Source organism: Symbioplanes lichenis (assembly GCF_030709675.1).
Taxonomy (GTDB): Bacteria; Actinomycetota; Actinomycetes; order Mycobacteriales; family Micromonosporaceae; genus Actinoplanes; species Actinoplanes lichenis.
Genome location: NZ_JAUZQD010000002.1, coordinates 334,488 through 348,473, shown reverse-complemented (window position 1 = coordinate 348,473; position 13,986 = coordinate 334,488). Strand labels below are relative to the sequence as shown.

The 13,986-nt window shown below is 74.8% G+C and carries 11 protein-coding genes; 8 read left to right on the top strand and 3 right to left on the bottom strand.

What is annotated here, in order from left to right:
• Positions 1–4 precede the first annotated feature (4 nt).
• The 7 genes from kamD to RAN62_RS05460 all read left to right on the top strand — a co-directional run bounded on the left by kamD (position 5) and on the right by RAN62_RS05460 (position 7,984).
• Positions 5–1,540: a lysine 5,6-aminomutase subunit alpha gene (gene kamD / locus RAN62_RS05490; protein ID WP_305783356.1), complete on the top strand. Its 1,536-nt coding sequence runs from the start codon at positions 5–7 to the stop codon at positions 1,538–1,540.
• Positions 1,537–2,274, top strand: a complete 738-nt coding sequence (gene kamE, locus RAN62_RS05485) for a lysine 5,6-aminomutase subunit beta (RefSeq protein ID WP_305783355.1) — start codon at positions 1,537–1,539, stop codon at positions 2,272–2,274. The genes kamD and kamE overlap by 4 nt, the downstream gene beginning before the upstream one ends.
• Entirely contained in the window at positions 2,271–2,636 is a 366-nt protein-coding gene (gene kal / locus RAN62_RS05480) for a 3-aminobutyryl-CoA ammonia lyase (protein ID WP_305783354.1), read from the top strand. Before kamE ends, kal begins: the two co-directional genes overlap by 4 nt.
• A 214-nt stretch (positions 2,637–2,850) precedes the next feature.
• The gene (locus tag RAN62_RS05475; RefSeq protein ID WP_305783707.1) at positions 2,851–4,104 is read left to right on the top strand and encodes a glutamate mutase L; all 1,254 of its coding nucleotides are present in this window, start codon (positions 2,851–2,853) and stop codon (positions 4,102–4,104) included.
• 820 nt (positions 4,105–4,924) lie between these two features.
• The gene (gene lnt, locus RAN62_RS05470) at positions 4,925–6,568 is read left to right on the top strand and encodes an apolipoprotein N-acyltransferase (protein WP_438874473.1); all 1,644 of its coding nucleotides are present in this window, start codon (positions 4,925–4,927) and stop codon (positions 6,566–6,568) included.
• Positions 6,565–7,374 (top strand): polyprenol monophosphomannose synthase, encoded by an 810-nt coding sequence (locus RAN62_RS05465; protein WP_305783353.1) that lies wholly within the window; start codon positions 6,565–6,567, stop codon positions 7,372–7,374. The genes lnt and RAN62_RS05465 overlap by 4 nt, the downstream gene beginning before the upstream one ends.
• A 79-nt stretch (positions 7,375–7,453) precedes the next feature.
• The gene (locus RAN62_RS05460) at positions 7,454–7,984 is read left to right on the top strand and encodes an FxsA family protein (RefSeq protein WP_305783352.1); all 531 of its coding nucleotides are present in this window, start codon (positions 7,454–7,456) and stop codon (positions 7,982–7,984) included.
• Between the two features lie 220 nt (positions 7,985–8,204).
• Here the strand turns inward: RAN62_RS05460 and RAN62_RS05455 are convergent, their stop codons facing one another.
• From RAN62_RS05455 to RAN62_RS05445, 3 genes are all read right to left on the bottom strand, one after another.
• Positions 8,205–8,543 (bottom strand): RNA polymerase-binding protein RbpA, encoded by a 339-nt coding sequence (locus RAN62_RS05455; RefSeq protein WP_305783351.1) that lies wholly within the window; start codon positions 8,541–8,543, stop codon positions 8,205–8,207.
• A gap of 346 nt (positions 8,544–8,889) precedes the next feature.
• Positions 8,890–10,128: a coiled-coil domain-containing protein gene (locus RAN62_RS05450; RefSeq protein ID WP_369077141.1), complete on the bottom strand. Its 1,239-nt coding sequence runs from the start codon at positions 10,126–10,128 to the stop codon at positions 8,890–8,892.
• A 57-nt stretch (positions 10,129–10,185) separates the two neighbouring features.
• Positions 10,186–12,891 (bottom strand): PAS domain-containing hybrid sensor histidine kinase/response regulator, encoded by a 2,706-nt coding sequence (locus tag RAN62_RS05445; RefSeq protein WP_305783350.1) that lies wholly within the window; start codon positions 12,889–12,891, stop codon positions 10,186–10,188.
• Positions 12,892–12,945: 54 nt separating this feature from the next.
• On the opposite strand from RAN62_RS05445, the gene RAN62_RS05440 reads away from it, so the two are divergent.
• Positions 12,946–13,941 (top strand): phosphotransferase, encoded by a 996-nt coding sequence (locus RAN62_RS05440; protein ID WP_305783349.1) that lies wholly within the window; start codon positions 12,946–12,948, stop codon positions 13,939–13,941.
• Positions 13,942–13,986 lie beyond the last annotated feature (45 nt).

The window sequence follows — 13,986 nt, the reverse complement described above, 5'->3', positions numbered from 1 at the left end:
GTGGATGGGCAAGCTGGGGCTGGACCCCGCCGTGGTGGCGCGGGCGCGGGCGCTCGCGGCGCGGGCGGGGCAGCCGGTGGTGGACCTGGCCCGCTCGCACACGACGGTGTCGGTGGAGCGGGCGGTGCTGCGCCTGGCCGGGGTGGCGGGGGCGGATTCCGACGGCATTCCGTGGGTGAACCGGCTGGCCGACGCGGTGGTCGCCGACGTGGGGCTGGCGCACGGGGTGGCGGTGCCGGTGTTCGACGCGTTGCTGCGTGAGGGCCTGGACGATGTGACGGTGCTGGCGCAGAAGGCGGCGGCCGGGGCGGTGTCGTTCCGGATTCCGGAGCGTCCGGCGGCGGCGCGGCGGGCGGCGGCGCGGGCGGTGCGTGGCGGGTTGCGGCTGGTGGATCGGCGGCGGGCCGAGCGGGAGCGGCTGATCCGCCGGTGGGGGGACGCGCCGCGCCGGCCGTGGATCTATCTGATCGTGGCGACCGGCGACATCCATGAGGACATTCCGCAGGCGCAGGCGGCGGCGCGGGCCGGGGCGGATGTGATCGCGGTGATCCGTTCGACCGGGCAGTCGCTGCTGGACTATGTGCCTGAGGGCGCGACCACCGAGGGGTTCGCCGGCACGTATGCCACGCAGGAGAATTTCCGGCTGATGCGCGCGGCGCTGGACGACACGTCGAGGGAGCTCGGCCGCTATGTGCGGCTGACGAATTACGCGTCGGGGTTGTGCATGCCGGAGATGGCGGTGCTGGCGGGCATGGAGCGCCTGGACATGATGCTCAACGACTCGATGTACGGGATCTTGTTCCGGGACATCAACCCGGTGCGCACGTTCGTGGATCAGCGGTTCTCGCGGCAGATCCACGCCCGGGCCGGGATCGTCATCAACACCGGTGAGGACAACTATCTGACCACGGCCGACGCGGTCGAGGCGGCGCACACGGTGACGGTGTCGCAGCTGCTCAACGAGTTCTTCGCGCACGAGGCGGGGCTGGCGGACTGGCAGCTGGGGCTCGGGCACGCGTTCGAGATCAACCCGGAGCTGCCGGAGTCGTTCCGGCTGGAGCTGGCGCACGCGCTGCTGGCGCGCGAGTTGTTCCCGGACGCGCCGTTGAAGTGGATGCCGCCGACCAAGCACATGACCGGGGACGTGTTCCGGGGCAATCTGCTCGACGGGTTCTTCAACCTGGCCGGGGTGCTGACCGGTCAGGGGATCCTGCTGGTGGGCATGATGACCGAGGCGGTGGTGACGCCGTGGCTGTCGGACCGGGACATCGCCCTGCAAAATGTGCGCTACGTGCTGGAGGGGGCCGGGAAGCTGCACGAGGACTTCGTGCCGGCGCCGGGCGGGTTCATCCAGCAGCGCGCGCATCAGGTTCTGGGCGAGGCGGTCGAGCTGCTCGGGCAGATCGCGGACAGGTCGCTGCTCGACGCGATCGCCTCCGGCACGTTCGGGATCATGAAACGGCCCGCCGACCGGGGCAAGGGCCTGGACGGGGTGGCCGCGCACGCGCCCGACTACTTCAACCCGGTGGAGGCGGCGTGAGCATCGTGCGCCCCTACGGCGACACCACCGGCGACGGCATGGTGCAGGTGTCGTTCACGCTGCCGCTGCCGCACGACAAGCGGGCCGAGGGCGCGGCGATCCAGCTGGCCGCGAAGATGGGCCTGGACCCGGCGATGCTGGTGCACGCCAAGGCGATGGGTGAGGCGTTCACGTTCTTCGTCGTGTACGGGCGGGTGAGTCACCTGGTCGACACGAGCACCGTGCAGGTGGCCGAGCGCGACTACCCGCTGCTGAGCGCCAAGGACGTCAACGCGATCGTCAAACGCAAACTGCGGCGCCGGTTGTCGGTGGTCGGGGCGTGCATCGGCACCGACGCGCACACCGTCGGCATCGACGCCATCCTCAACGTCAAGGGGGTGGCGGGGGAGAAGGGCCTGGAGTACTACCGGGAGCTGGCGGTGACGAACATGGGCGCGCAGGTGTCCGTGCCGGATCTGGTGCAGACCGCCGTCGACCAGAAGGCCGACGCGGTGCTGGTGTCGCAGGTGGTGACCCAGCGCGACGCGCACCTGCACAACACGCGGGCGATGGCGGCGGCGTTCCGGGAGGCGCTGCCGGCGCACCGGCGGCCGCTGCTGGTGGTCGGCGGGCCGCGTTTCGACGAGCTGATGAGCGCCGAGCTCGGCGTCGACCGGATCTTCGGGCGCGGCACCACGCCCCGCGAGGTCGCCTCGTACCTGGTGCACGCCCTGCTCGGAGGAGACCGATCGTGATCACGGTGACGCACCGGCGGTACGTGCCGTACGCGCACGCGCACTACGCCGGCAATCTGGTCGACGGGGCGTACGCGCTCGGCCTGTTCGGTGACGTGGCGACGGACGTGTGCATTCAGTTGGACGGGGACGAGGGGCTGTTCGCGTCGTACTCCGACGTGCAGTTCCGGGCGCCCGTGCGGGCCGGGGACGTGCTCGAGGTGACCGCTCGGGTGGTGCGGATGGGCACCCGGTCGCGGCGGATCGAGTTCACGGCGGCGGTGGTGTGCCGGGGCGGGGAGGGCTCGCGGGCGGCGGTCCTGGAGACGCCGATCGTGGCGGTGACCGCGACCGGGACCGTCGTCGTGCCCCCGCCGGCATGACGTTCCCCCGCGCTTCTTCCTCTTGCGCGACTCGGTTCCGGGCGACTTCCTCTCGCGCGGCTTTTTGTTCCTCCCGCGCGGCTTCCTCACGCCTGGTTTCCTCTTGCGCAGCTCGCGGCCGCGCGGCCTCCTCTCGCGCGGTTTGCTCCCGCGCGCCCTCTTCTCGCGCGGTTTGCTCTTGCGCGGCGGCGCGCGGGCGGGGCGGGGCGCGGTGATCGTCTGCGTGGATGTCGGGTCCACGTACACCAAGGCGTGCCGGGTGTCCGGGGACGGGCGGCTGCTCGCGCGGGCCGAGGTGCCGACCACGGCCGCGACCGACGTGCTGCACGGCCTGGACGCGGCGGTCACCGCGGTCGGCGGTTCCGGCACCGACCAGGTGTACGTGTGCTCGTCGGCGGGCGGCGGGCTGCGGCTGGCCGTGGTCGGCTACGAGCCCCTCGTGACCGCCGAGGCCGGGCACCGGGTCGGGCTGTCCGCCGGGGCGCAGGTGGTCCACGTGCACGCGGGCCGCCTCGACGGGGCCGGGGTGCGGGCGCTGCGGGCGGCGGGCCCGGACGTGATCCTGCTCGTCGGGGGCACCGACGGCGGGGACGAGGACACCCTGCGGCACAACGCGGACCGGCTGGCCGCCGCCCGGATCCGGGTGCCGGTCGTCGCGGCCGGCAACAGCGCGGCGGCCGGGTACGTCACCGGGCGGCTGCCTGCGGCGACGGTGACCGCCAACGTGCTGCCGCGCATCGGGGTGCTCGATCCGGGGCCGGCGCGGGCGGCGATCCGGGAGGTGTTCCTGGCCCATGTGATCGGCGGGAAGAAGCTGTCGCGGGGGCGGCGGTTCGCGTCGCTGGTGCGCGCGGCGACCCCCGACGCGGTGCTCGCCGGGGTGGAGCTGCTCGCCGATCATGCCGGGTGCGGGGTTCTGGTGGTGGACGTGGGCGGGGCGACGACGGACGTGTACTCGGCGTTGCTGCCGGACGCGGAGCTGGCGACCGGGCCGCGCCGCGACGTGGCCGGGGCGTGGTGGCGGGCGCGGACCGTGGAGGGCGACCTGGGCGTGAACGCGTCCGCGGCCGGCACCCGGGCCGCCGCCACCACCGAGAAATGGGACATTTCGCCGCCGTCGGGTGGTGCGGCGGTGGGGCTGGCGGCGGCGGCCGCGGTGATCGCGGTGCGGCGGCACGCGCGGGGGCACTCGGCCGGGCCGGGACAGCCCCGCACGGGGGGACGCGACCTGCGCGACGTACGCCTGATCGTGGGATCCGGTGGCGTGCTGCGCCACGGCGGCGGCGGCCCGGTCCTGGACGCCGTGCTGGGCGACACGGCCGGCGGGTGGGCGCTGCCCCGCGCGGCGCGGCGGGTGATCGACGCCGACTATGTGCTGGCCGCGGCCGGTCTGCTCGCCGCCGAGCATCCGGTGGCGGCGCGGGGGCTGGTGCGCGGGCTGTACCCGGATCAGGCGTCGCCCGGGTGACGCGCGCGTGCCGTGCGGGTGACACGCCCGGGAAACGACACGCCCGGGGACGGGGGCGCCGGTTGACAGGGCGGGAGGGTGAGGACGTACCGTCGACGGGTCCTTTTCCGGGAAGCGGTTGTTGTTCGCTTCGTTCCTTCGCTCACTGGCCACGCACGGCAGACCCGAACGAGCCGCCGCGTACGCCAGGTCCAGGGGGTGGGGGTCGGCGGAGCGGCGCGGACCGGCCGCGTGCTTCCCGGCCCGGCCAAGCGGGCGGCGAGACCAGTAGACAACGGCACGACACGGGCAGCCGGCTCGTGCCGGGCCGGTCCGAAGGTCTCGCGCCGCCCGCCTGGCCGTCCGGCCCGGAGGGGATCTCTGGGAGCAATCGGGGCGTGACCACCACGGTCACGCCCCGATTTCCGTCCCGGCACCTTCCCCGCCCGTCTTCGCGCGGCCGGGCCCTGCCGCATGCCGCGCCCGTCCCCGCGCGGCCAGCCCGGGTGCCCTCCCATACCGCCAGCTCGTGAGCGAACGCGCAAACCGCGCAGGCACGAGATGCGCGCACCCTACGCGGAGCGACTTGCGGGCACGAGATGCGCGCACCCCACGCGGGGCGACTTGAGCGAACGCGCAAACCGCGCGGGCACGAAACGCGCGTACCCCACGCAAGGCGGTTTGTCCGCCCGGGGCCGGCGAGCGGGCTGCCTCTGCGCGCAGGATCACTGCCCTCGTGCGCACCGGCCCGCGTCCCGATGGCCCGGCGGCGCGGGCGGGCGATGCGGGCGCGGCGACTGTTTCGTGACCGGCGCCGAGTAGCCTCGCGCGGGTGAGTTCCGTGACACTCGAGCCCGCCGCCGGCCCCGAGCCCGTGGCGGCGAGCCCCGGGCCCGCCGGCCCCCGCCCGCTGCCGTTGAGGGCGGCGCTGCCGCTGGGGGCGCTGGCCGGGGTGGCGCTGCTGCTGGCCCTGCCGCCGTACGGGCTGTGGTGGCTCGCCCCCGCCGGGGTCGCGCTGCTGGCGGCGGCCACGCACCGGCGGCGGCTGCGCGCCGGGTTCGGGATCGGGTTCGTGGCCGGGCTGATCCTGTTCGTGCCGCTGCTGGACTGGACACGCATCGCCGCGGGCTGGCTGCCGTGGATCCTGCTGTCGGTGGCGCAGGCCGCCTATCTGGGGCTGCTGGGGCTGGCCACGGCGTGGCTGAGCCCGCTGACCGACCGGTGGCGGGCGTTGTGGCCGCTGCTGGCCGGGCTGCTGTGGACCGCGCAGGAGGCGGCCCGCGACCGGGCGCCGTTCGGCGGGTTCCCGTGGGGGCGGCTGGCGTTCAGCCAGGGTGACGCCCCGGCGCTGCATCTGGCCGTGGCCGGGGGCGCGCCGCTGGTGACCTTCGCGGTCGGGGCGGCCGGGGGTGCGCTGGCGGCGCTGGCGTGGCGCGACTGGCGGCGGCGGGAGAGCCTGCCCGCGGCGGCGGGGTTCGCCGTGGCGGTCGCTGTCCTGGTCGCCGGGCCGGCCCTGGTGCCCACCGCCGCCCCGGCCCGGGAGACGAGCACCGTGGCGATCGTGCAGGGCAACGTGCCGCGGCTGGGCCTGGACTTCAACGCGCAGCGGGCGGCCGTACTCGAGAATCATGTCAACGCCACGATCAAGCTGGCGGCGGACGTCGCCGCCGGGGTGGCGAAGCGGCCGGAGCTGGTGGTGTGGCCGGAGAACTCCAGCGACATCGACCCGCTGCGCAACGCCGACGCGGCGCAGCTGATCTCGTCGGCGGCGAACGCGATCGGGGTGCCGATCCTGGTCGGCACGGTGGTGCGCACCGACACGCCGGGCGAGATCTACAACGCGGGCCTGCTGTGGCAGCCGGTGACCGGGCCGGATCTGGCGCAGAAGTACTACAAGCGGCACCCGGTGCCCTTCGCCGAGTACATGCCGCTGCGCCCGATCGCGCGGATCGTCACCGACAAGGTCGACCTGGTGCAGAACATGCTCGCCGGCGACCACCCCGGCGTCATCCGCACCCCGGCCGCCACGGTCGGCGATGTCATCTGCTTCGAGGTCGCCTACGACGACATCGTGCGTGACACGGTCACCGGCGGGGCGCAGATCCTCGCCGTGCAGACCAACAACGCCACCTTCAACGAGGCCGAGGCGCGCCAGCAGCTGGCCATGGTGCAGCTGCGGGCCGTCGAGCACGGCCGCGAGGCGCTGATGGTGTCGACGGTCGGCGTGTCCGCTTTTGCCGGTACGGACGGCACCGTCCACGCCGCGACCGGCTTCAATGTCGGGGCCGTGGTCCTGCGTGACATGCGCGTGGGGGGACCGCGTACGCTGGCGACTCGGCTCGGACACTGGCCGGAGCTGGCGGCGGTCGCGTGCGCCCTGCTCGCCCTCGTGGCGGCGGCACCCCTGCGACGCCGCCGCCGCAGCCCCGGCAGCCGCCCGCACGCCGCAACGGCCACTTCAGGGAACGGTACGGAGGAACGGTGAGCGACGCGAACCCGACGTCAGCGGGCTCGGAGGGATACCCGGGGGTCGGACGCGTCCTCGTGGTCGTCCCCACCTACAACGAGGCGGACAACGTCCGGCTGATCACCGCCCGCGTGCGCGCGGCCACCCCCGACGTCGACATCCTCATCGCCGACGACAACTCCCCAGACGGCACCGGCGCCATCGCCGACGAGCTGTCCGCCGCCGACGACCACATCTTCGTGCTGCACCGCGCCGGCAAGGAAGGCCTCGGCGCCGCCTATGTCGCCGGGTTCGCCTGGGCCAAGGACAAGGGCTACGACGCCGTCGTGGAGATGGACGCCGACGGCTCGCACGCCCCCGAGGAGCTGCCCAAGCTGCTCGACGCCCTCAAGGACACCGACGCGGTCCTGGGCACCCGCTACATCCCCGGCGGCAGCGTGCACAACTGGCCGCTGCGCCGGCTGCTGCTCTCACGCGGCGGCAACATCTACATCCGCATGGCCCTCGGCATGCCGTTCCGCGACGCCACCGGCGGCTACCGGGCGTACCGGATGGCCGTGCTCGACGCCATCGACGTGGCCACCGTCGCCTCGCAGGGCTATTCGTTCCAGGTCGAGCTCGCCTGGCGCGCCTACCGCGGCGGGTTCCGCATGGCCGAGGTGCCCATCACGTTCACCGAGCGCGAACACGGCGTGTCCAAGATGAGCGGCAACATCTTCAAGGAACAGCTGCTCAGGGTCACCGTGTGGGGGGCCACCGCCCGCAAGGACGCCCTGATGGCCAAGCTCGGCCGCAAGCCGCGGCAGCCCTCCACCTGGCCGTGATCATGCGCGGGCGTGTCATGCTGGAAGCCACGGCGTGACACGCCCGGCGTGTGCCGCGCCCCGGGGAGGATGAGCAACCATGCGACGAGGACTGGCCCTGCTGCCGGTGGCCCTGCTGGCCCTGGCCGTCATCGAGATCACCGTGTTCGTCGGCGTCGTCCACGCCCTCGGCGGCTTCTGGGCGATCCTGCTGCTGCTCGCCACCAGCATCACCGGCCTGGCCCTGCTGCGCCGCGAGGGCATCAAGGGCTGGCGCGCCTTCCGCGACGCCGCCCAGGCCGGCCGCCCGCCCGGCGCCCAGGTCAGCAACTCCCTCGTCGGCCTCGCCGGCGCCCTGCTGCTGGCGATCCCCGGCTTCGTCTCCGCCGTCCTCGGCCTGCTGCTCGTCCTCCCGCCCGGGCGGCTGCTCGCCCGGCGCGGCGTGGCCCGCTACACCGAGCGCCGCGTCGGCTCCGCCGTGGCCGGCGACCTGTTCGGCCCCCGCCACGTCCGCGTCCACCAGGCCGACCCCGTCGACGATCCGGCTCCCGGCACCCCGGGCCCGGCCACCCGCGCCCCGGCCGGTGAGATCACGCCCGGCGAGGTCGTCGAGGGCGAGATCATCCGCTGACCCCGCAGGCCGGACGCGAGGGCCGGCGCGGCTCGGCGCGCTGACCTCCCGCGGGCTGCGGCGTCAGAGCCCCGCGTGAACGGGACGGGGAGGCCGGCACGGTCGAGGCTGTGCCGCGCGCCGGGGCAAGGGGACTACCGGCGCGCGGGGAGCGGGCCGGGCACAGCGAAACGCCGCCCCGCCCGGTGAGGGGCGGGACGGCGCTGTCGTGCACGTGCGGTCAGCGGCCCCGGCGGGTGCGGACCTCCTGCAGGCGCTCGTTGAGGATGTCCTCCAGCTCGGAGATCGAGCGGCGCTCCAGCAGCATGTCCCAGTGGGTGCGCGGCGGCTTCGCCTTCTTCTGCTCCGGCTCGCTGCCGTCGACCAGTCGCGCGACGCTGCCGTCGAACTTGCACTCCCAGGTGATCGGCACCTCGGCGTCGACGGCGAACGGCACCTCGAACTGGTGACCCTTCACGCACAGGTACTCGCGGGTCTGCCGGGGCGCCAGCTCCGTGTTGCGGTCGGACTCGTAGCTGACTGCGCCAAGACGGCTGCCGCGCAGCATGCGTTCGCCCATGATCGGCTATCCCCTCGCTCGTGGTGCTCATTGCCGTTGGTGTAACGAAACGGACGGCCGCGAGATTCCAGGCGACCGCCGTGTGTCGGCGGTGTTAACGCTTCGAGCGTAACCGGCAGGGTCCCCTATCGGCCGTCTCCGCCCGGTCCTGACGTGGACCTTGGTCCACTTTACGGGATATTGCGAGATCTTCGGATATCGCGACGCCCGACATCACGCCCAAGTCCCCCGCCCGCCCGTGCCGTCACCACCAGGCTCAACGCTACCGCGCCCGGCCCGATCCCGCTGCCTCGGCCTCTTGCGCCCGGCCCGCCCGTGACGTAAAGGCCGACGTGCGGGGAACCCGTCAGCCGCTCCTGGCCGCCAGCGCCGACGCCAGATCACCGACCTGCGCCGACAACTGCGCCACCCGGGTGTGCGCGGCGTCCGCGTCCGATCGGGCCTGCGCCACAGTTGCCCGCAACGCCTCCACCTCGGCCGCCAAGCGCTGCGCGTCGGCGGCGGCCCGTTCCGCCTCGGCCTGCCGGCGCGCCGCCTCGGCCCGTGCCGCCGCCGACCGGTCAGCCTCCGCCCGGGCGCTCTCGCGCACCTGCGCCAGCTCTGCGCGGGCTTCCTGCACGGCACTGGTCGCCTCGGCCGCGGCGGAGGAGGAGGCGACGGCGGCGGTGCGGGCCTCGTCACGTTCAGAGCGTGCGGTGTCGCGCTCGCTCTCGGCTGCCGACCGGGCGGCCTCGGCGCGCTCCAGCTCGGCGGCCGCCCGCTGCGCGTCACGTTCGGCGCCGGAGCGCACCTGCCGCACCTCGGCGCGGGACTGCTCGAGCTCACGGGCAGCGGCGGCCAGCTCCGCGCGTACGGAAGCCGTCTCCTGCCGCGACGTCTCCAGGGCGCGCCGCAGCGCCTCGCTCTCCTGGCGGGCCGCGTCGCGGTCGGTCTCGGCCTGCACCCGCAGGGCACCCGCCGCACTCGCCGCGGCCTGCGCCTCGTCGCGGGCCGCCACCGCCCGCCGGGTGTCGGCCGCCGCCGTCTCGGCCAGCCGGTGCGCCGCCTGCGCCTGCTGACGGGCTTCGTCCCGGTCCGCGCGGGCCACCACCGCGTCCTGCCCGGCCGCCGCGGCCGTCTCCCGCGCCCGGTCGGCCTCGCGGCGCGCCTCGTCGCGGTCGGTGTGCGCGGCCGCGACCAGCCGCGAGGTCTCCGCCCGCACCTCCGCGACCTGCCGCTCCACCCCGGCCGGGGACATCTCCGCGTGCAGGGCCTCGCTCAGCGTGCCGACCAGCTGATCGAGGCGGTCCACGACCTCCCACGTGCGGGCCACCTCACCGGCCAGGCCCGGCGACGAACGGTGCCGCATCCGCACGTTGCGCGACGCGCGCTGGCACTCGCCGTCGTTGTCACGGCAGTAGCGGAACGGCCGGCCCGCCGACGCCCGCTGCGGCACCGGACGCCCGCAATGCGCGCACGGGCGGGTCTCCACCATCCGGCCGTGCTCGTCGACCGCCACCGCCCCGACCGTCTCGAGCCCGCCGGGGGACACCGCACCGCCCTGGGCGGGCAGGCGCACAGCAGAGGAACCATCGTCGTCAGCCATCGCGCCGAGACTAGCCGCGCCCGGCCCCGAACTCACGCCAGCACGCCGCCCGGGCATTCAGCGGGCAAGAACCGCGCGCAGCCGCTGCTCGACCTGCTCGATCGCCACTTCGAGACCGTCCAGCAGCACCGCCTCCGGCAGGCGGCCCGCCCGGGCGTCGTCCTCCACCCGCGCGCACAGCCGCGCCACCGCCTCGGCGCCGATGTTGCCCGCCGCCCCCTTGAACGTGTGCGCCTGCTCCTCCACCGCCCCGGCCCGGCCCTCCGCCGCCGCCGCGCGCAGCGCCGCCAGATGCCGCGGCGCCCGCGACAGGAACGAGGTCACCAGCCGGTCGACCAGCGCCAGCTCCGGCGGCGTGCGATCCCCGGCCAGCTCGTCGAGCCGGGCCCGGACCGGATCACCGGCGTCGGCGGGTGCGGGCTCCCGGATCCGGGCCGGGGCGCCCGGGATCCACTTGAGCAGGGCGCGTTCCAGCTCGCCCGGGTTCACCGGCTTGGACAGGTAGTCGTCCATGCCCGCCGCCAGGCACCGCTCCCGGTCGGCCATCAGGGCGCTGGCCGTCATCGCGATGATCGGCGTGCGGGGCGCCCCGGCGGCCTCCCGCTCGCGCAGCCGGGCCGTGGCGGTGAACCCGTCCATGCGCGGCATCCGGCAGTCCATCAGGATCGCGTCGTAGCGCCCGGCGGCGGCCATCTCGCACGCGCGCAGCCCGTCACCGGCGACGTCGGCGGCGTACCCGAGGCTGGTCAGCACCCCGACGGCGACCATCTGGTTGATGTCGTTGTCCTCCACCAGCAGCACCGTGCCCCGCGAACCGGGCGCGGCCGCCGCGGGCGCCCCGCCGGGCGTGCGGGCCGGCGCCGCCGAGCACTGGGCGAGCAGGTCGAACAGCGCCGAACGGTGCACCGGCGTGGGCAGATAGGTCACCTGCGACAGCGCGCCCGGCGGCGGCGCCTCGTTGAGCACCACCACGTGCACGGCCGGGATCGCCTCGTCGGCGGCCACCGCCCGGGCCAGGCCCTCGGTGTCCACGTCACCCGGGTCGGCGTCCAGCAGCAGCAGATCGTACGGGCGGCCCAGCAGCGCCGCGTCGCGCAGCGCCAGCATCGCCGCCGGGCCCGTGTCCACCCCGGTCGCGGTGAACCCCCAGCGCCGCAGGTCGGCCTCCAGGCGCAGCCGCTCGCCCGCCGCGCAGGCCAGCAGCACCCGCAGCCCGGCCGGGTCCGGCGCCGGCTGCGCCACGTCACCGGCGGCCGCCTCGAACGGGATCACGCACCAGAACGTCGAGCCCTGGCCCGGCTCGCTGTCCACGCCGATCGAGCCGCCCATCACCTCGGTCAGCTGCCGGCTGATCGCCAGGCCCAGCCCGGTGCCCCCGTACGTGCGGGTGGTCGACGCGTCGGCCTGCGTGAACGGCTCGAACAGCCGCCCGGCGTCACCGGGCGCGATCCCGATGCCCGTGTCGGTGACCTCGAAACGCACCACCGGCCCGCCGCCCGCCTGCTCGAGCAGGTCGGCGCGCAGGGTCACGCTGCCCCGGCCGGTGAACTTGACCGCGTTGCCGGCCAGATTCAGCAGCACCTGGCGCACCCGGCCGCCGTCACCGCGTACCGACGCCGGCAGCCGCGGCCCGCGGCGGGTGACCACCGTCAGGTCCTTGCCCTCCGCCGCCGGGGCCACCAGCGCGGCCACCTCGGCCAGCAGCGCCCCCGGGTCGAAGTCGGCCGGATCCAGCACGATCTTGCCCGCCTCGACCTTCGAGAAGTCGAGGATGTCGTTGATCACGCCCAGCAGCGCGTTGCCCGCCGAGTGGATCCCCGCGGCGTAGCGGCGCTGCGACGCGTCCAGCTCGGTGCCCATCAGCAGCGACGCCAGGCCCAGCACCCCGTTCATCGGCGTCCGGATCTCGTGGCTCATCGTGGCCAGGAACTCGCTCTTGACCCGCGACTGGGCGAGGGCCTCGTCCCGGGCCGCCTCCGCCGTCTCGGTCGCCCGGCGCAGGTCGGTGACGTCCAGCGACACGCCGCACACCGCGTACAGGGTGCCGTCGGCGTCGTACAGGGGGAACTTGTTCGACTCGTACAGCCGGACCTCGCCGCCCACGTCGAGCCGCTCGTCGACGTGGATCGGCCCGGCCTGCGCGCGCCGGTCGTTGGCCTGCCACACCGGCGCCATCGCCGGATACAGGTCGGCGTCCGTGCGGCCCAGGATCTCGTCCTCCGTACGCCCGAACGCCCGCTGGATCGTCTCGTTGGCCAGCAGATAGCGGCCGTCGAGGTCCTTCACGTAGATCGCGGACTGGCTGTTGGTGATGACCGCCCGCACCATCGCCGCCTGCGCGTCGCGCTCCGCCTCGGCCTGCTCGCGCAGGTCGATGTCCAGGCGCCGCCGCCGCTCGGCGGTGTCCTCGAACAGCGCCCCCGACCCGCCCAGCAGCACCTTGTAGCCGCGGCGCAGGCTCCAGTAGTAGACGCCGACCGCGGCGGTCAGCACGTCCCACGCCGCGCTGGGCCACAACGGCCAGCCGTCGCCGGCGTGCCGCATCCCGGGCATGGCGGCGGTCTCGTACGCGGCCCGCCAGTACATCGCCGCGTGCAGGGCGTGCCCCACCGCGCAACTGAAGAAGATCATCGACGTGGCGACGGCGAGCCGGTTGGTGCGCAGCTGTCCCGCGCGGACCACCGGCCCCAGGATCGCCATGGTGATCGCCGCGTACGCGCACCCGATGACGATGTTGCCGGCCAGGGCCCACTGCTGCGCCATGAAGTGCTGTTCGGCCGCGATCGCCCCGGCGCTTAGCCGCTACGATCACCGGCCGTGGGCGAACAGCTGGTGCACAACACGTCGAACGGGGTCACCGGCGGGATCTGGCGCACCACCGGGCCGGGCGGGGGCAGCGCGGTGCTCAAGGTGCTCACCCCGGGCCGCACCGGGGCACCCGCGCACTTCCAGGCGTCGGTCGAGCCCGGGCACTGGAACTACTGGCTGCGCGAGCGGTACGCGTACGAGACCGGCCTGGCCGGATCCGCCTGGGCCGGCGCCGGGATCCACGCCCCGGCCCTGCTGGAGGTCGAGGAGCGCGCTGACGGGACCGTCGCGCTGTGGCTGGAGGACGTGACCGGCACCCCGGGTACGGCACTCGGGGTGGCCGGGCTGGGCGACATCGCGTACCGCACCGGGCTCGCTCACGCCCGCTGGCTCGGCCGCCCGCCCGGGCACCCCTGGCTGGCCCGGGACTGGCTGCGCGACTACACGAGCGCGCAGGGCGTCGCGACGACGCCGGACTGGGAGCATCCGGTCGCCGTGGCCGCGTGGCCGGAGCCGTTGCGTGCGGGGCTGCGTACCCTCTGGGAAAGCCGGACCGCGCTGCTGGCCGCCGCCGACACGCTGCCCCGCACCCTGTGCCACCACGACCTGTGGCCCATGAACCTCATCGGCGCCGCGCGCGGGCCGGTGCTGCTGGACTGGGCGTTCTGCGGGCCCGGCGCCCTCGGCGAGGACGTCGCCAACCTGGCGCTGGACACGTTCTTCGACGGGCTGGTCGACATCGGCCTGCTCGACGACGTCCTCGATACGGTGGTGCGCGAGTACCGGCGCGGGCTGGGCGGCACGGTCGACGCCGGCACCGTGGTCCGGGCGGTCAAGCTGACCGGCGCCGCCAAGTACACGTGGCTGGCCCCGCGGATGCTGCGCGCCGCGAGCCTGGCCCCGCGCCGCGGCGCCTACGACAGCCGCGATCTCGCGGCGACCTTCGCCGGGCGGGCGCCGGTGCTGGCCGTGGTCGCCCGCTGGGCCCGCGAGGCCCTCGCCTGAGCAGCAACCAGCCCGGGCAGGCTGAGGAAGGCGTGCGGCGCGCCG